Here is an 18781-nt window from a genome sequence, read left to right on the forward strand (position 1 = left end):
CTCGTATCTCGTATCTCGTATCTCGTATCTCGTATCTCGTATCTCGTATCTCGTAGAAGCATAAGAAAGCCCCAACACGAATGTCGAGGCTAAAGTATCTTTATTTATGTTCTAGCTGAGTATCCGCTGCGTGCTACTCTTCGTTGTTTTCAGCAAACTTAGATGGTGACATGCCAAAGTGGTGCTTAAACCTTTGACTGAAATAGGAAGGGTCATTGAACCCCGAATCAAACGCCACATCAGAGATCTTCTCTCCAGCGAGTAAGCGCTCACACGCATGCTCTAGACGTACTTCATTCAAGTGCTCTTTGAAGGTCTTGTTGTAAGCCGATTTAAAGCGTCTCTGTAAGCTTCTCTCAGACATAAACAAATACTTAGCGGCAGTTGCAGTACTGAACTCGGCATCAGCGTAGTTTTCACTCACAAGCTGCGACACTCTGTTCTTCCACTCTTGTTCCGCTGTCAGTTTTTGTTGCTCTGGTGTTGAGGCGGCAAGCTTAATGGTTTCAATCTGTTCAATTGTGCTGGCTTCGAGATTGTCGAGTACTTGATACTCAATTGGCCACGAAAGCTGAACCTTATTTTGAGACTCCGAAACAAAGGCATTAAGCTCGCCACCGCTCTGATTCATCAATAGCGGCAGCTTTTCGATGTTAAGGTCGGTCGACTTTCCGGTATTGTCACCCATGCTTGATGCCAGCTTAGGGAAAGGCATGCCATGATCTCGAATGGTTACAACAAGATGCTCCTTAACCTCTTCAACCAGAACCACCATACTCTGCGACTTAAAGTTTCTCTTGATGATGCTCCCGACCAAGCTATTGAAGATAATATCGAGATTAAAATACAGCAACGAGACATATCGTTGTTTTGTTTCGACTTTAATATCCAGTTCAATACCGGCTTTGGTTAAGTCATCCTGCCAAGCTTTGAGTACCACCTCTAAGATTAAAATTATATCGTAACAAACTTGCCCTTCTCCTTGAGGCGTATTACTCAATTGAGCTAAGCCATTTTTCAAGGTTAGAATCGGCGACTTCCCGAGCTCGTCATTCCAATTCGGGAGCATCGCAGCAATATGATTCACTTCAGAAGAGAGTTCATTGGCAGTGTGAGACACAAGCGCATTCTTCACGGATAGCTGCTTTTTAAGCTGTTGATTAGTGGCGAGTAATATCCGGCTTTGGTGCCTCAATTGGTCTGTCTTCAGTGCAACTTGCGCTTTTAAGTGCCGGTTGGCAAAAGTGACATAACGCGAACGCCAAAAGACTAAGATAGTCACAACGCCAATCAGTAATATCAGAGAGCTTGCTGCAGCCCAACTGGTCAGATACCAAGGCTCCGCAATCGAGAAGCTTTGATTGGTTGACACAAAGCGATAATGGGAGCCTTTAACCGGCTTCACTTCAAGTGTGTAATCCCCTGGAAGAAGATGATCGAGCGTTAACAAGCCCCCTTCAAACTCACTCCAAGGTTCATCGTCGCTCAGTCGGTATTCCATCGCAGGTGCGAACGTTGCTGGTAAGATACCTAGCTTAAACCCCATCGATGAACCATAAGGAATCTCATCCAGCTCTGCCGTTTTCCCGCCAAGTGATACCGTTTGTTGGTCGACACTTATCTTACTCAACAAGGCACGGCTATGAGGTGTAGTTGATACCAGTAACTCGTTAGATAACGCGCTGACTACACCATACTTTGAGCCGAAAACAAGCCTCGAAGGTTGGCTATCTTGACTGTAAAAAAGAGCACACGCTCCTGCCGCCAGTTCATTGGTGATCAAACCAAATGGCGAACCTATGTGTTTATGCAGTTGCCCATCCAATCCGTAATAACTGATGCCTTTCGAAGAGCCTAACCAAACACCATTGTCATCGCTTATCAGGCAGTTGGGGCTAATATTGTCTTCAACAAGAGTGATTTCTTGAATAATAGAGCTGTCATCCGGGATTCGATACACGCCATAACTGCTCGCAAACCACTGCGCTCCATCCTTCGCTTTTTCAATATCGACGACTTTGCCAAACCGTTCGCTGGAACGACTAAAGCTAATTCGTTTATCAATGAACGAGTAGAAGCCATGATCCGTTCCTATATAGATGCGACCTAGCAAGCCTACATTGAGAGCGGTGATCTTCGCAGGCAAGAACTTGTCGACTAACCAGTCAGTGCCATAACTCGTCAGTTTCATGGTTTCGATAGATAACGAATAGAGGTTTTGCCCAGAGGTCATCCAAAGAACGTTATCGGCTTGAAGCGCAAGGTTTTCAACACGCACTCCCTCAATTGGCCTTGGTAAATCAAGGGCTTCGGGTTGTAGTGTTTCCGTATTTAGACTGATGATACCTTGTTCGGTCGCCAACCAAATGGAAGAGCCAAAGATCTCAAAATCATTAACAGGGTTAGAGTAAACACGAATTGGGTTCTCTTCACTTTCAGAATCAACCAAGTAGAGCCCCATTGAAGACGCGACCCAAGATAACTGGTCACTGACAGGCAGTACTTTATTGATCACCACACTACTCGAATGCATGCCCATTCCAGTTAGGGGTGTTCTCGAGAAGGTTTTGCTGAACAGTGAGAAGTATCGGATACCGTTGTTTGTCGCAACCCACATACCACCAGCATGATCGTTTATCAACGAATATATTTTCTCACCCGGTAACGAGAAGTCTTGACTAGCGGCTTGTTCGAATCGAGTAATTTGTCCCGTAATAAAGTTGTAGCTAATAAGGCCGTGCTCTGTACCAATCCAATACTGGTCCGAAGTTTCGGCCAACGAGAGAACATGCGACCCTTTAACGATGGTCTCTTTGTCTGGGTTCGCGAGATCAACAATCACAGCACCATTTAAAGTACCGATCACTAACTCACGTCGAGCATTCGAAAAATAAACCGTCTCAATATGGTTTTTGTCTGATGCGGTGACATGGGTAAACTCTTGATTCTCTGAAAGGTAAACGCCAGAACTGGTCGCTAGCACCCACTTTGATAGTACCCACTCAGCGTCGTTAATCGCAATGTCACTGCTGTTATTGTATCGGTACAGTTTAAGTAGAGAGTAGGTGTTGAATTCTAAAGATTGAGTGTTGTAGGTATAGAAATTACTGCCGTCAGTAACCCAAATATAATCGCCTGATGCACCGATATTCGCTATTTCAGCGCCGGGACTTAGGCTAAACGCCAATTCGTTGCCAATTCCAGGGTTATGTCGATAGACCTCATTGTCGAAAAATGTCCAAAACTCATCGTTCAGAAAGGCGACTCTTTCCGAAGAAAATTGCAGTAAGCTTCCCTTGCGAGGGAATAGAGTTCGACCATCGTAAAAGAGTACTTTTCCATGCACATCATGAACCCAGAGCCCACCTCCGGCACCTAAATACAAGTTTTTAGCCGCAAGGAAATTCCCTTGCGCTTGAACGGGCAAAGGATAGAAAACGGAGGGCGAGGTATTTACCGCTAGAACGCTAAATGAAATGCTCATTAACATGAACATTTTGAAGATAATTCGATACAACTCTTAATCCTGAACAGCAACAACACATGAAATTTTGGGTACCACAACGTCTTATCGTTGCTAAACCAAAAACTGAGTTTTTTTGTGCTTATTATTATCTTTCCATTTTAGCGGAAATTAGAAAAGGAGAAAGGAGGTTTGTTATTTGTTAGGAGGTTTTATCTTAGCGGTCACGAAAATGCCGCAAAAAGCGGCATGATTCATAAATTAACGAGAGCAAAGTAGAGTAAAGAATACTCGTTTATGACTTACTTCTCGTCTAAGCAACTTGTATAGCTATCTGTAAGTTGCTGAAGAAAATCGAAATAGCTTCCACTCTTCACTTCAACTGTTGAACCGATAGGGTCAAGCTGACCTTGTTTTGCGTTACTTCCGCGCGTCACTGATTCAATCACAGCAGGAGTGAATTGAGGCTCAGAAAACACACATTGAACGTTTTCACGTACTATCGTTTTCTTAATAGCGATCAGGCTTTTTGCACCCGGCTTACGCTCTGGGCTCACCGTAAAGTGACCTAAGTTATTTAGCTCAAACTCTTGCTCAAAGTAACCATACGCGTCATGAAAAACGTAGTAACCTTTGTCTTTCACGGGTGCAAGTTGCTCTCGAATAGACTGTTGCTTCTCTTTCAATGCAATCAGGAATGAATCGAGATTCTCTTGGTACGCCATTGCGTTGTCTGGATCAGATTCAATCAACTTAGCTGAGATGTATTTTGCAGCTACTTCAACTTGCTCGATACCTAACCAAAAATGCGGGTCATGGCTACCGTGGTGGTGCCCTTCATGTGCATCGTGGTCATGCTCTTCGTGTCCGAACTCTCGCAAGTTGATTCCGGGAATATCACTGATCTTGATAACATTTTCTTTTGAACCAATCACCTTAGTCAGAAAGGCTTCTAGGTCAGGGCCGAACCAGATGACCATATCGGCACTATGAACTTTTTTGACATCCGATGGCTTAAGCGCATAATCATGCGGCGAAGCATTGCTGTTCATCAACACATCCGGCTCACTAACGCCTTGCGTTAATTCTGTCACAATCATTTGAATTGGTTTAAAGCTTGTTAGAATAGTATTGGCACTTGCGACACTTGGCGCTAAAAGCAAAGTAGCAAGTATAAAAGATGAACGTGACATAATCCCTCGATAATAGAAAAGTAGCTTAGGCTTGAGGTAAATGTTACATTATAACATTAGCGAATTGCAAATGAGTTCTATTCATGGATAACTTAATCCAACTAGATTCTGTGAGCGTCGAATTTGACGGTCGAAAAGTTCTAGACAACATCTCTCTAAATTTAGAGCGCGGCAGAATCACCACCCTGATTGGGCCAAACGGTGCAGGAAAGTCGACATTAGTAAAAGTGGTACTGGGTTTACAGACCAAATTTTCAGGCACAATAACAAAAGCTAAAAAACTGAAAATTGGCTATGTACCACAAAAATTAAAGCTCAATGATTCCCTACCGCTCAACGTAGAGCGTTTTCTAAAACTCACTGGCAATTTCAGTCAGCAAGAGGTCCTTGAAGCATTGAAGCTTGTTGGTGCTGAACATCTGCAGAAGAGTAACATGCACCAGCTATCTGGCGGAGAAAACCAACGTGTGCTCATTGCTCGTTCATTGCTAAGAAGACCAGATCTACTGGTTCTCGATGAACCGGCTCAAGGCGTCGACGTTCAAGGGCAAATAGACCTGTATGACTTGATTGACACCATTCGCCACCGCTTTGGTTGTGCCGTATTTATGGTTTCACACGATCTGCATTTAGTGATGGCAAAAACAGACGATGTTATCTGTTTACACCACCACATCTGTTGCTCAGGCGCACCTGCAGACATCAAACACCATCCTTCGTATATTGCGCTCTTTGGCACCGCGACCCAAGAGACGCTAGCGTTTTATCATCACCAACACGAACATCACCATCATGATCTCGCAGGCCAGCCTGTCGAAGGCGACGTGCATGAATGTTCAAACCATAAACACGGACACCACTAATGCTTGAGTTTCTTCTTCCCTCTATTTTGGCAGGTTTGGGTATTGCACTAATTGCAGGCCCACTAGGTTCATTCGTGGTGTGGCGTAAGATGGCTTACTTTGGTGACACGCTTGCTCACGCTTCTTTGATGGGCTTAGCACTTGGCTTTCTGTTCAACATTAACTTGTATTTCGCGCTGCTGATTTGTTGTTTGATGCTGGCCGTGTTGCTAGTGACTTTACAAAAACAAAAGCTGGTCGCGACCGATACCCTACTCGGTATTTTGGCGCACAGTGCGCTATCACTTGGTTTGGTTGCTGTCAGTTTCTTAGATAACGTTCGTGTTGACCTAATGAGCTACCTATTTGGTGACTTGCTGGCAGTATCTCCAACGGATTTAGTGTTCATCTATGCGGGTGCTGCTGTGATTGGATTAGTACTTGCTATCTTTTGGCGACCACTACTATCAACGACGGTTAACGAAGATCTCGCGGCGGTTGATGGCATCAACATTGATTTAATGCGTCTGATTCTGATGCTATTGGTCGGTATCGTGATTGCTGTCGGTATGAAGTTTGTTGGTGCGTTAATCATGACATCGCTACTGATTATTCCTGCAGCAACGGCAAGGAAGTTCTCGAGCACACCTGAGCAGATGGCCTTCCTTGCATCAATTATTGGCTCTATCGCTGTATTCGGTGGATTAAGCTTGTCTTGGTTCTATGATACGCCTGCTGGCCCGTCTGTGGTTATCAGTGCGGCAGCAATGTTTATGCTATCTCAAATGGTTAGAAGTCGAGCTTAGCACTTAGCAGTACGATCTCGTATCTCGAAAACATAAAAAAAGGCTTGGTCAGTGACCAAGCCTTTTTAATATCGTTTCAATTAACTTCTATCTCAATCGATAAAAGCCAGCTGATTACCAACCCGTGATTTCACGTAGGCCTTTACCGATGTCAGCAAGAGACTTAACAGTCTTAACGCCTGCTGCTTCTAGTGCTGCGAATTTATCTTCAGCAGTACCTTTACCGCCAGAGATGATTGCGCCTGCGTGGCCCATACGTTTGCCCGGAGGAGCAGTAACACCAGCGATGTAAGATACAACTGGCTTAGTTACGTTTGCTTTGATGAAATCAGCCGCTTCTTCTTCCGCAGTACCACCGATTTCACCAATCATTACGATTGCTTCAGTTTCTGGGTCTTCTTGGAAAAGTTTCAAGATATCAATGAAGTTTGAACCTGGGATAGGGTCACCACCGATACCAACACATGTAGACTGACCAAAGCCTTCATCTGTTGTTTGCTTAACTGCTTCGTATGTCAGAGTACCGCTGCGAGATACGATACCTACTTTACCCTTCTTGTGGATGTGACCAGGCATGATACCAATCTTACACTCGTCTGGAGTGATAAGACCTGGACAGTTAGGACCGATCATGCGAACGCCAGTTTCTTCTAGCTTCACTTTAACGTCGATCATATCTGTTGTAGGGATACCTTCAGTGATCGTTACGATCAGTTCGATACCTGCATCAATCGCTTCTAGGATTGCATCTTTACAGAAAGGAGCTGGTACGTAGATAACTGTTGCTGTTGCGCCAGTTACTTCTACCGCTTCACGTACTGTGTTGAATACTGGAAGGCCTAGGTGAGTTTGACCACCTTTACCAGGTGAAACACCACCAACCATTTGCGTACCGTATGCGATAGCTTGGTCTGAGTGGAATGTACCTTGACCGCCAGTGAAACCCTGACAGATTACTTTAGTGTCTTTGTTAATTAATACAGACATTATTTAGCCTCCGCAGCAGCAACAACTTTCTGAGCAGCATCTGTTAGAGATTCAGCTGCAATGATATCAACATCAGAATTAGCAAGTACTTCGCGACCTAGGTCTGCGTTTGTACCTTCTAGACGAACAACTACAGGAACTGTTACGCCGACTTCTTTAACTGCACCGATAATACCTTCAGCGATCATGTCACAACGAACGATGCCACCGAAAATGTTTACGAGTACTGCTTTAACATTGTCATCAGAAAGGATGATCTTGAATGCTTCAGCTACACGCTCTTTAGTCGCGCCGCCGCCTACATCAAGGAAGTTTGCTGGCTTGCCGCCGTGTAGGTTTACGATATCCATCGTACCCATCGCAAGGCCTGCACCGTTAACCATACAGCCAACGTTGCCATCTAGTGCTACGTAGTTCAGTTCCCACTGTGCTGCGTGTGCTTCGCGCTCATCTTCTTGAGATGGATCGTGCATTTCACGTAGTTTAGGCTGACGGTACATCGCGTTTGAGTCGATGTTGATCTTACCGTCTAGACAAAGCAGGTTGCCTTCGCCAGTAATGACAAGCGGGTTGATTTCTAGTAGAGCTAGGTCGTACTGAGAGAACATTTTGCCAAGACCCATGAAGATCTTAACGAACTGTTTGATTTGATCGCCAACTAGACCAAGTTTGAACGCAAGTTCACGGCCTTGGTAAGCTTGAGGGCCTACTAGAGGATCGATCGCTGATTGGTGAATCAACTCTGGAGTTTCTTCAGCGATTTTCTCAATGTCCACACCGCCTTCAGTTGACGCCATGAATACAATTTTACGCGTTGCGCGGTCAACAACAGCACCTAGGTAAAGTTCGTTAGCAATGTTTGATGCTTCTTCAACTAGGATCTTTGTTACAGGCTGACCATTAGCGTCTGTTTGGTAAGTCACTAGGTTTTTACCTAGCCACTTTTGTGCAAACTCTTTAACGCCTTCTTTGGTGTCATGTAGCTCTACGCCGCCCGCTTTACCGCGGCCACCAGCATGTACTTGACACTTAACGACTTTCTTGGCTGTACTGATACGACCTGCAGCTTCGAAAGCTTCTTGTGCAGTATCACATGCGAAACCTTCTGGTACAGGCAAACCGAATTCTGCAAACAGCTGTTTGGCTTGGTATTCATGCAAATTCATTTTGATATTCCGTTTATTTTCCCTTAAGGGATTATTATTTCCATAACGACACAGTTTCCTGTGTTACGTCTGTAGGGTCTTCTCAAAACAACTGCTGTCCATTTTCTAATGGCTTTACAGTTCAATTGAAGGCCAGACGTTGAGCAGCCTAGCCTTTGAAACTTTTTACGTCTAGCTAACGGGGTTAACTAGACGTTTTAGCGATACTAAACGTCTAATAGCAGACGTGCAGGATCTTCTAGAAGCTCTTTGATGGTCACTAGGAAGCCAACTGATTCACGGCCATCGATTAGACGGTGGTCGTAAGAAAGCGCTAGGTACATCATTGGTAGAATCTCTACCTTGCCATCAACAGCCATTGGACGGTCTTGGATTTTGTGCATACCCAAAATTGCCGCTTGAGGTGGGTTGATGATTGGCGTAGACATTAGAGAACCAAATACACCACCGTTTGTGATAGTGAAGTTACCACCCATCAGTTCATCAACCGTTAGCTTGCCGTCACGGCCTTTGATTGCTAGCTCTTTGATGCCTTTTTCGATATCAGCGAAACCTAGTGTGTCACAGTCTTTAAGTACTGGAGTCACTAGACCACGTGGCGTAGATACCGCCATGCTGATGTCGAAGTAGTTGTGGTAAACGATATCTGTACCATCAATAGAAGCGTTCACTTCTGGGAAACGTTTTAGCGCTTCTGTTACTGCTTTCACGTAGAAAGACATGAAGCCAAGACGCGTATCGTGACGTTTCTCGAATTGGTCTTTGTACTGCTTACGAAGGTCCATGATTGGCTTCATGTTCACTTCGTTGAAAGTAGTCAGCATTGCTGTGCTGTTTTTCGCTTCTAGAAGACGGTTTGCAACTGTCTTACGCAGGCGAGTCATAGGCACGCGTTTTTGGCTGCGAGCCGCTGCTGGCGCTTCAACTGCTGGTGCAGATGCTGCTGCCGGAGCCGCTTTCGCTGCTGCTAGGTGTGCGTCGATGTCTTCACGAGTAATACGACCACCAACACCAGTGCCTTTAACGTCAGCTGGTTGTAGGTTGTGCTCAGCAAGCAGGCGACGAACAGCTGGGCTTAGTGCGTCGTTGTTCTCTTCTGTTAGCGCAGCTTTATGGCGCTTATCAGGAGATGCTTCTGTATCTTCAGTGGTGTCTTTCGTTGGTTCACCAGCGACAGCACCCGGCTTGATTTTAGCCAAAAGCTGCTTAGAAAGTACCGTAGCACCCTCTTCTTCGATGATAGCTTCCAGAACACCCGCTTCAGGAGCCGGTACTTCTAGAACTACTTTATCTGTTTCGATATCTACAATGACTTCATCACGTGCAACCGCTTCGCCCGGTTTTTTGTGCCAAGTAGCAACTGTTGCATCAGCCACAGATTCAGGTAAATCTGGAACCAGAATTTCAATTGTCATGTGCGTATTTTCCTTTTACTTCTAGTTCTTAAGTAGGGTCAAAGCGTCGTCAACTAACGCTTTTTGTTGTTTCAAGTGTACTGACATATAGCCAACAGCTGGTGATGCTGATGCAGGACGACCTGCGTATTGAATATCAGCACCTACTGGGATAGCAGCTCGGAAATTATGTTGGCTACTGTACCAAGCACCTTGGTTTTGTGGCTCTTCTTGACACCAAACGTAATCGACTACATTTGTGTACTGTGCGATGGCAGCTCTCACGTCCTCATAAGGGAACGGGTAAAGTTGCTCAATACGTACAATAGCGACATCGTCTTGCTCGTTCTTACGTCTTTGGTCAAGCAGGTCAAAGTAAACCTTACCTGAACAGAACACGACGCGTTTTACGTTCTCAGGAGCCAGATCATCAATTTCTGCGATAGCTGGTTGGAACGTGCCTTCTGCCAAATCTTCAAGAGAAGAAGTACACAGAGGGTGACGAAGCAATGACTTAGGTGACATTACAATCAGTGGACGACGCATTGGTCGAACAACCTGACGGCGAATCATGTGGTAAACCTGAGCTGGTGTTGAAGGAACAACAACCTGCATGTTTTGTTCAGCACATAACTGAAGGTAACGCTCAAGACGTGCAGAAGAGTGCTCCGGGCCTTGGCCTTCATAACCGTGAGGAAGCAGCATAGTTAGACCACATAGACGTGCCCACTTTTGCTCACCTGATGAAATGAATTGGTCGATAACAACTTGTGCACCGTTTGCGAAGTCACCAAATTGAGCTTCCCAAAGGGTTAGACCGCTTGGCTCTGCTGTCGCGTAACCATACTCAAATGCGAGTACCGCTTCTTCAGATAACACAGAGTCAAACACTTGGAATGGCCCTTGTTTATCATGAATGTTCGCAAGAGGAACATACGTGCTTGCATCTGATTGATTGTGCAGTACTGAGTGACGGTGGAAGAACGTACCACGACCTGAATCTTGGCCTGAGATACGAATACGCTTACCGTCGTCAACAAGTGTTGCGTATGCCAGAGTTTCAGCCATACCCCAATCGACTTGTTTCTCACCATTCACCATGGCAGTACGATCGTTGTACAGTTTATTTACTCGGCTTTGCAGCTTGTGGCTGTCCGGGTATTGACAAAGTTTGGTACCAAGCTCTTTCAGGCGCTCGATATCAATCTTGTTATCCCACTCGATGTTCCAGTCGTGACCTAGGTAAGGAGACCAGTCTACTGAGTGAAGTGCCATTGGACGCCACTCTTTAACCACAACTTCACCGTGATCAAGTGCATCACGATATTCGTTAACTAGCTGAGTTGCTGTATCAATACCAAACTCACCGCGCTCCATTAACACGTCAGCGTAAAGCTTACGTGGTGTTGGGTGCTTCTTGATTTTTTGGTACATCAAAGGCTGTGTTGCATTCGGCTCATCGGCTTCATTGTGACCGTGGCGACGGTAACAAACCAAATCAATAACAACATCACGCTTAAACGTATTACGGTAATCCAATGCAAGACGCGCAACAAACGCAACCGCTTCTGGATCATCAGAGTTAACGTGGAAAATCGGAGCCTGAACCATCTTCGCGATATCGGTACAGTACATCGTAGAGCGTGTATCGCGAGGGTTAGACGTTGTAAAACCAACTTGGTTGTTTACAACGATACGAACCGTACCACCTACACAGAAACCACGAGCTTGAGACATGTTAAACGTCTCTTGTACTACACCCTGACCAGCGATAGCTGAGTCACCGTGGATAGTAATTGGAAGTACACGGCTACCATCATTATCACCAAGGCGATCTTGACGTGCACGTACTGAACCGATAACTACCGGGTTTACGATTTCTAAGTGAGATGGGTTAAATGCTAGTGCTAAGTGAACGTTGCCGCCTGGCGTTGCGAAGTCCGCAGAGAAGCCTTGGTGGTATTTCACATCACCAGTACCCCACGTGTCATCGTGCTTGCCCGCAAACTCGTCAAACAGGTCTTGTGGCTTTTTACCAAGCACGTTGACCAACATGTTTAGACGACCACGGTGAGCCATACCAACAACAACTTCACGCATGCCTTGTCCGCCAGCATGACGAATAATTTCTTTCGTCATTGGGATAAGAGCATCACCACCTTCCAACGAGAAGCGTTTTGCGCCTGGGAATTTCGCACCAAGATAGCGCTCAAGACCTTCAGCAGCAGTTAGCTCTTCTAGGAAAGCTTGCTTTTCTTCTTTGTTGAAAGAGGGTTGACCAGATACAGACTCTAAACGTTGTTGGATCCAACGCTTTTGCTCTGTATTTGTCATGTGCATGTATTCAGCACCAATAGAGCCACAATACGTTTGCTTTAGAGATTTGTAGAGATCTTTAAGCACCATCGTCTCTTGGCCAATGGCGTAAGAGCCGACGTTGAACGTCTCATTGAGGTCATCTTCGGTAAGAGTGTGGAAAGAAGGGTCCAGTTCATCAACTGTCGCTCTTTTCCATAAACCTAGGGGGTCTAGATTTGCTGCTTGATGCCCTCGGAATCGATAGGCATTAATAAGTTGCAGAACCTTTACTTGTTTCGCATCGACATCTGGATCACTAACTTGGACACTGTAATGCTTTGTTTCTTGAGCGAGTCGACGGAAGTATTCACGAACACGAGAGTGTGGTTGTTCCACTGTCTCTGAAGCTTGCACAGGCAGTTCTTCAAAAACACTTCTCCATTCGTCACTTACCGAATCTGGGTCACTTAGATACAGTTCATAGAGTTCTTCTACGTACGTTGCATTGGCGCCAGCCAAGTGTGAAGACTCGAGCCATGCCTTCATCACGCCGTTGTGCATATTTTCCCTTAACCAGTAGTTTTCACGTTTGCTGCGGTCTATGCCGAGCTATTAAAAGGCCGCCCCAAAACTTCTAGGGCGGCAATTTTTATATAACTTAAACCGAACGATTCACTAGCATGGTCTTGATGTGACCAATAGCTTTCGTCGGATTTAATCCCTTAGGACAAACACTTACACAATTCATGATGCCATGGCAACGAAAAACGCTAAATGCATCATCAAGATCGGACAAACGTTCGTCTGTCGCTGTATCTCGGCTATCAATTAGCCAACGGTACGCTGCAAGCAGGCCTGCTGGTCCGATGAATTTGTCAGGGTTCCACCAGAATGATGGGCATGACGTTGTACAACATGCACACATGATACATTCGTACAATCCATCTAAATGAGCACGCTCATCAGGGCTTTGTAAGTTTTCACGAGCCGGTGGCACATTGCCATCAGACACTAAGAATGGCTTCACTTTTTCGTAGTTATCGTAGAACTGAGTCATGTCTACAATCAGGTCACGAACAACGGGTAAGCCAGGCAGTGGGCGAATCACAATCTTGTCTTGGCCCGAAAGCGCAGACAATGGCGTGATACACGCTAGGCCATTTTTACCGTTCATGTTCAAACCATCCGAGCCACATACACCTTCACGGCATGAGCGACGGAATGAGATTGTTGGATCTTGCTCTTTCAACAGAATAAGCGCATCCAAAAGCATCATGTCTGAACCTTCATCCACTTCTAGAGTGTATTCCTTCATATAAGGTTTCTGGTCGACATCTGGATTGTAACGATATAAAGAGAAATTCAGTTTCATGGTCATATCTCCTTAGTACGTACGTGCTTTTGGTGGGAACGCTTCACGATGGATAGGTTCCATGTTTACACCACGCTTAGTCATGCTCTCTGACTCTGGGTTGTAAAGTGAGTGGCATAGCCATTGCTCATCATCACGGTCAGGGAAATCGAATCGAGCGTGTGCGCCACGGCTCTCTGTACGGAAATTTGCAGCAACAGCCGTTGCGAATGCCGTTTCCATCAAGTTTTCAAGCTCTAGACACTCGATACGTTGAGTGTTGAACTCTGTAGACTTATCAGATAGGTGTGCATTTTTCAGACGCTCGCGAATCGCTTTTAGCTCTTCTAGGCCTTCAGCCATTGCTTTGCCTTCACGGAATACTGAGAAGTTGTTCTGCATACATTGCTGAAGATCTTTACGGATTTGCGCTGGATCTTCGCCGTCTGTGCTGTTTTCCCAACGGTTGTAACGCTCTAGTGAACGCTCAATGTCAGCTTCAGTTGCAGGTTTCGCTTCGTCTTGCTTCTTCAGTGTCTCACCTAGGTGTAGACCTGTCGCACGACCAAATACCACTAAATCAAGCAGTGAGTTACCACCTAGACGGTTGGCACCATGTACTGATACTGATGCGATTTCACCACAAGCAAAGAGACCTTGGATTTCAACATCGTTGCCGTCTTCGGTTTGCTTAATAGCTTGACCAGAAACTTGTGTTGGAACACCACCCATCATGTAGTGACATGTAGGGATTACTGGGATTGGCTCTTTCACTGGATCAACGTGAGCAAAGGTACGAGAAAGTTCACATACACCAGGAAGACGAGATTCAAGTGTCTCTTTACCTAGATGATCAAGCTTAAGCTTGATGTGTGGACCCCAAGGGCCATCGCAACCGCGACCTTCACGAATTTCAACCATCATTGAACGAGCAACAACATCACGACCCGCTAAGTCTTTAGCGTTTGGTGCGTAACGTTCCATGAAGCGTTCGCCGTCTTTATTGAGAAGGTAACCACCTTCACCACGACAACCTTCCGTTACCAATACACCTGCACCAGCGATACCCGTCGGGTGGAACTGCCACATTTCGATGTCTTGCATAGGAACGCCAGCACGAATCGCCATACCAACACCGTCACCAGTGTTAATGTGTGCATTGGTTGTTGATGCGTAGATACGACCAGCACCACCAGTCGCAAGGATTGTTGCCTTCGCTTTGAAGTAGCAAACCTCGCCCGTTTCCATACAAAGCGCGGTAGTACCTAAAATTGCACCATCTTCGTTTTTAACAAGATCCAGTGCATACCACTCAGAGAAAACCGTCGTTTTGTGTTTAATGTTTTGTTGGTAAAGCGTATGAAGCAGTGCGTGACCAGTACGGTCGGCTGCAGCTGCGGTACGAGCCGCTTGCTCACCACCAAAGTTTTTAGATTGACCACCGAAAGGACGCTGGTAAATAGTACCGTTCTCAAAACGAGAGAAAGGCAGGCCCATTTTTTCGAGTTCGATTACCGACTCAGGACCGTTTTTACACATGTATTCGATAGCGTCTTGGTCACCGATGTAATCAGAACCTTTTACTGTGTCATACATATGTTGTTCCCAATGGTCTTCATGCGCGTTACCAAGAGCAACAGTGATGCCGCCTTGCGCTGAAACCGTATGAGAACGAGTAGGGAAAACTTTAGAAAGCAATGCACAAGAAAGGCCTTGCTCAGAAATTTGCAGTGCGGCACGCATACCTGCACCACCAGCGCCGATCACTACGGCATCAAACTCACGAACAGGAATAGTCACTTACGCACCCCACAAAATAAACAGACCAGAGAAGAAATATCCAAGAAGAACTGCAACAACACCGACTTGAAGACCAACACGCAGTTTTGCGCACTTGATGTAGTCAGTTAGTACTTGCCATAGGCCGATCCACGCGTGAACCAAAACAGAAGTAAGCGCTAACATGGTGAAGACTTTAGTGAAGGTTCCACCAAAGAATTGCGTCCAAGATGCGTAAGAGATATCACCAGAGAAAGCACAAAAGCTAACTAGGTAGATAGTGTAAAGCGTCATAATGATGGCAGTAGCACGAATCAATAGATAATCGTGGACACCATTACGACCAAAAGTAGAAACGTTGTTTACCATACTAAGATCCCCGCTAGTAGAGACAATACCGCTGTTGCTGCGAATGCAACCTTAGCGCTCTTCGCGCCAGATTCCAGCTCTTCAAAGTGACCAAGGTCCATAAGAAGGTGACGAATACCACCAGCAATGTGGTAAGCCAAAGCGGTTAAAATGCCCCACAGAATAAACTTCACGAAGAAACCATCGACAATGTCGCTAGCTTCGGCAAAGCCTACTGGGGATGAGAGGGAAATGGATAGTAACCAAAGCAAAATTCCAATCGCGACAAAAGTTATCACCCCAGACACACGGTGTAGGATGGAAGCTATTGCTGTGATTGGAAAGTGGATGGTCTGTAAATCTAAATTAACAGGTCTTGTCTTTCTTTCTTTCACGGGCTTGCTCACTCAGCTCCATTGAGCATTATGGTCATTAAATAACCTTATGATATTGTTATGGACAAAATTTGATTGTAAACCTTCAAAATTTAACATTAACTTAACAAATAACCGAAGTTGAGCCTTAGATAATTGTAAAATAATTGTTAACTGCTCGATTAAGAAAGACACCTCACATTTCTTCTTAGCCTTGCATTTATAAGGTTTTAACCAAACTTTTCAGCGTCACTATACGACTGGCAACATTCTAATACAATTGATGTAACAAATAATGCTACACAGACCAGATTTTTAACGAATTTAATGTAAAAAACACTAACAAGTGCACACAAAGCTTCAGAAAAATTGACTTTCCCACGTAAGACCAGTAAAAAAATGGCACATAAACATCCTGGACGGATTAAATAATAAACAAAGGAGATTGTTATGGCGGATAAGAAAGCTACCCTTCACATTGAAGGTCAAGCGCCAATCGAGCTGCCGATTACAGAAGGTGTACTTGGTACTCCAGTGATCGATGTTCGTACACTAGGTTCTAATGGTTTTTTCACTTTTGACCCTGGTTTTCTTGCCACTGCATCCTGTGAGTCTCAAATCACTTTTATTGACGGTGGAAAAGGCATTCTTTTACATCGTGGTTATCCAATCGACCAACTTGCCAATAACGCTGATTACTTAGAAGTATGTTACATACTTCTTTACGGTGAAGCCCCATCTAGAGCTGAGTACGAAAAGTTCAAGACTACCGTGACACGTCACACTATGGTGCACGAGCAAATCGCTAGTTTCTTCCACGGCTTCCGTCGTGACGCTCACCCTATGGCTGTAATGTGTGGTGTTGTAGGCGCTCTAGCGGCGTTCTACCACGACTCACTTGATGTCAACAACGATACACACCGTGAAATTGCGGCATACCGCCTGATTTCAAAAATGCCAACACTGGCTGCAATGTGTTACAAATATTCAATCGGTCAGCCGTTTATCTACCCACGTAACGACCTAGGCTACGCAGAAAACTTCTTACACATGATGTTTGCAAACCCATGTGAAGAGTATGAAGTGAACCCTATCGTTGCTCGTGCAATGGATAAGATTTTCACTCTACATGCTGACCACGAACAGAACGCTTCTACGTCTACAGTGCGTCTTGCTGGTTCATCTGGTGCTAACCCGTTTGCGTGTATCGCAGCAGGTATCGCATCACTTTGGGGCCCAGCTCACGGCGGTGCAAACGAAGCTTGTCTGCGCATGCTTGAAGAGATCGGTAGCGTAGATAACATTGAAGAATACGTTGCGAAAGCAAAAGACAAAGATGACCCATTCCGTTTGATGGGCTTCGGTCACCGTGTTTACAAGAACTACGACCCACGTGCAACAGTAATGCGCGAAGCGTGTCACGAAGTGCTTAAAGAGCTAAACATCCAAGATCCACTACTAGACGTAGCGATGGAACTTGAGCGTATCGCTCTTTCTGATGAGTACTTTGTTTCTAAGAAGCTATACCCGAACGTAGATTTCTACTCAGGTATCATTCTGAAAGCAATCGGTATTCCAGTATCTATGTTTACAGTAATCTTCGCGATGTCTCGTACCATCGGTTGGATTGCTCACTGGAACGAAATGCACAGCGATCCGACGAACCGTATCGGTCGTCCTCGTCAGCTATATACTGGTGAAGAACAACGTGACTTTAAAGCACTTCACGAACGTGAATAGTTGCTATAAATCATAATGTTAAAAGGGGTTGATGTGAGAACATCAACCCCTTTTCTTTTGTACGCTCTCAACCCCGTCATCCTCAAGAATGCGAAGTGAACGAATAAAATAATATCGTCATCCCCAAGAACGAGGGACGAATGAGTTGGGGATCTCCTTAAGCGAGCAGATAAACTATACAGGTTACCTGCTCAATTCTAGAGAACGACGCATACACTCGACTCGTACCCCTTATCTCGCATCTGCTCTTAAACTGGGTTATCGATATCAATAAACTCAACATCCAAGCCATGTTCTTCCGCTAACCATTCACCTAACGCTTTTACACCGTATCGCTCAGTCGCGTGGTGGCCAGCAGCAAAATAATGAATGTCTTGCTCGCGTGCTGAGTAAGTAGTGCGCTCAGAAATTTCACCAGAAATAAAAGCATCAATGCCTTGAGAAGCCGCTAGCTCAATGTAGTCTTGACCACCACCAGTACACCAACCGACGGTCGTTATCATTTTGTCTTGGTTTTCTGGAGCGATATGCAGTGGTTTACGATTTAGAGCTTGATCGATTTTTGCTGCGAATTCAGTACCTGTCATTGGTGTTTTTAATCTACCAAACATAGCAACCGATTGTGGGTGCCCTTCCAAGCCACCTTCTACTTCAATATCAAGCAGTTCAGCGAGTTTGGCGTTGTTACCAAGTTCAGGATGGATATCGAGAGGTAAGTGATAACCCAAAAGGTTAATGTCATTCTTTATCAGAGTGCGAATGCGTTTGCCCTTCATGCCACGAATTGCCTCTGACTCACCTTTCCAAAAGAAACCGTGATGAACCAACAAAGCGTCAGCCTCTAGCTCAACCGCTTTATTAATCAAAGCTTGCGAAGCCGTAACACCAGTAACAATACGCTTGACTTCAGAAGCACCTTCGACTTGAAGGCCATTCGGACAGTAATCTTTAATCTGCTGTGGCTGCAGTTTTTCGTTAAGTAGCTTTTCTAATTGTAAGTTATTCATTTTTATTTCCAGCTTACCTTTATAATAACGTCG

General features: G+C 45.2%; 14 protein-coding genes. 3 read left to right on the forward strand and 11 right to left on the reverse strand.

What is annotated here, in order from left to right; all coding sequences use genetic code 11:
* Positions 1–133: 133 nt before the first annotated feature.
* Positions 134–3496, reverse strand: a complete 3363-nt coding sequence (locus tag AB6E52_RS04050; protein ID WP_241910578.1) for a helix-turn-helix domain-containing protein — start codon at positions 3494–3496, stop codon at positions 134–136.
* Positions 3497–3765: 269 nt separating this feature from the next.
* On the reverse strand, positions 3766–4656 hold the full coding sequence (znuA, locus tag AB6E52_RS04055; RefSeq protein ID WP_017067380.1) for a zinc ABC transporter substrate-binding protein ZnuA: 891 nt from the start codon (positions 4654–4656) through the stop codon (positions 3766–3768).
* 83 nt (positions 4657–4739) lie between these two features.
* On the opposite strand from znuA, the gene znuC reads away from it, so the two are divergent.
* Together znuC and znuB are read left to right on the forward strand one after the other, a co-directional pair.
* Positions 4740–5519 (forward strand): zinc ABC transporter ATP-binding protein ZnuC, encoded by a 780-nt coding sequence (gene znuC, locus AB6E52_RS04060; protein WP_102320165.1) that lies wholly within the window; start codon positions 4740–4742, stop codon positions 5517–5519.
* Positions 5519–6304, forward strand: a complete 786-nt coding sequence (gene znuB / locus AB6E52_RS04065) for a zinc ABC transporter permease subunit ZnuB (protein WP_017061944.1) — start codon at positions 5519–5521, stop codon at positions 6302–6304. The genes znuC and znuB overlap by 1 nt, the downstream gene beginning before the upstream one ends.
* Before the next feature lie 114 nt (positions 6305–6418).
* Here znuB and sucD read toward each other — a convergent pair whose 3' ends face one another.
* The 8 genes from sucD to sdhC all read right to left on the reverse strand — a co-directional run bounded on the left by sucD (position 6419) and on the right by sdhC (position 16034).
* Positions 6419–7291, reverse strand: a complete 873-nt coding sequence (sucD, locus tag AB6E52_RS04070) for a succinate--CoA ligase subunit alpha (RefSeq protein WP_017061945.1) — start codon at positions 7289–7291, stop codon at positions 6419–6421.
* Positions 7291–8457, reverse strand: a complete 1167-nt coding sequence (gene sucC / locus AB6E52_RS04075; protein WP_019820479.1) for an ADP-forming succinate--CoA ligase subunit beta — start codon at positions 8455–8457, stop codon at positions 7291–7293. Before sucC ends, sucD begins: the two co-directional genes overlap by 1 nt.
* 206 nt (positions 8458–8663) lie before the next feature.
* On the reverse strand, positions 8664–9872 hold the full coding sequence (gene odhB / locus AB6E52_RS04080; RefSeq protein WP_017056410.1) for a 2-oxoglutarate dehydrogenase complex dihydrolipoyllysine-residue succinyltransferase: 1209 nt from the start codon (positions 9870–9872) through the stop codon (positions 8664–8666).
* 21 nt (positions 9873–9893) lie between these two features.
* Positions 9894–12710, reverse strand: a complete 2817-nt coding sequence (gene sucA / locus AB6E52_RS04085; RefSeq protein WP_017061946.1) for a 2-oxoglutarate dehydrogenase E1 component — start codon at positions 12708–12710, stop codon at positions 9894–9896.
* 97 nt (positions 12711–12807) lie between these two features.
* On the reverse strand, positions 12808–13521 hold the full coding sequence (locus AB6E52_RS04090; RefSeq protein WP_010436773.1) for a succinate dehydrogenase iron-sulfur subunit: 714 nt from the start codon (positions 13519–13521) through the stop codon (positions 12808–12810).
* Between the two features lie 12 nt (positions 13522–13533).
* Positions 13534–15300 carry a succinate dehydrogenase flavoprotein subunit gene (sdhA, locus tag AB6E52_RS04095; RefSeq protein ID WP_017061947.1) on the reverse strand — a complete coding sequence of 589 codons (1767 nt, stop codon included), beginning with the start codon at positions 15298–15300 and terminating at the stop codon, positions 13534–13536.
* Positions 15301–15648, reverse strand: a complete 348-nt coding sequence (gene sdhD / locus AB6E52_RS04100) for a succinate dehydrogenase, hydrophobic membrane anchor protein (RefSeq protein WP_010436768.1) — start codon at positions 15646–15648, stop codon at positions 15301–15303.
* Positions 15642–16034 (reverse strand): succinate dehydrogenase cytochrome b556 subunit, encoded by a 393-nt coding sequence (gene sdhC / locus AB6E52_RS04105; RefSeq protein WP_017061948.1) that lies wholly within the window; start codon positions 16032–16034, stop codon positions 15642–15644. Before sdhC ends, sdhD begins: the two co-directional genes overlap by 7 nt.
* 417 nt (positions 16035–16451) lie before the next feature.
* Here sdhC and AB6E52_RS04110 point away from each other — a divergent pair, with 417 nt between their 5' ends.
* Positions 16452–17741 (forward strand): citrate synthase, encoded by a 1290-nt coding sequence (locus AB6E52_RS04110; RefSeq protein ID WP_017061949.1) that lies wholly within the window; start codon positions 16452–16454, stop codon positions 17739–17741.
* A 248-nt stretch (positions 17742–17989) separates the two neighbouring features.
* Here the strand turns inward: AB6E52_RS04110 and AB6E52_RS04115 are convergent, their stop codons facing one another.
* Positions 17990–18748, reverse strand: a complete 759-nt coding sequence (locus AB6E52_RS04115) for a Nif3-like dinuclear metal center hexameric protein (RefSeq protein ID WP_102320164.1) — start codon at positions 18746–18748, stop codon at positions 17990–17992.
* Between the last annotated feature and the right edge of the window lie 33 nt (positions 18749–18781).

Origin of the sequence: Vibrio sp. 10N.247.311.13, assembly GCF_041467595.1 — a bacterium.
Taxonomy (GTDB): Bacteria; Pseudomonadota; Gammaproteobacteria; order Enterobacterales; family Vibrionaceae; genus Vibrio; species Vibrio crassostreae_C.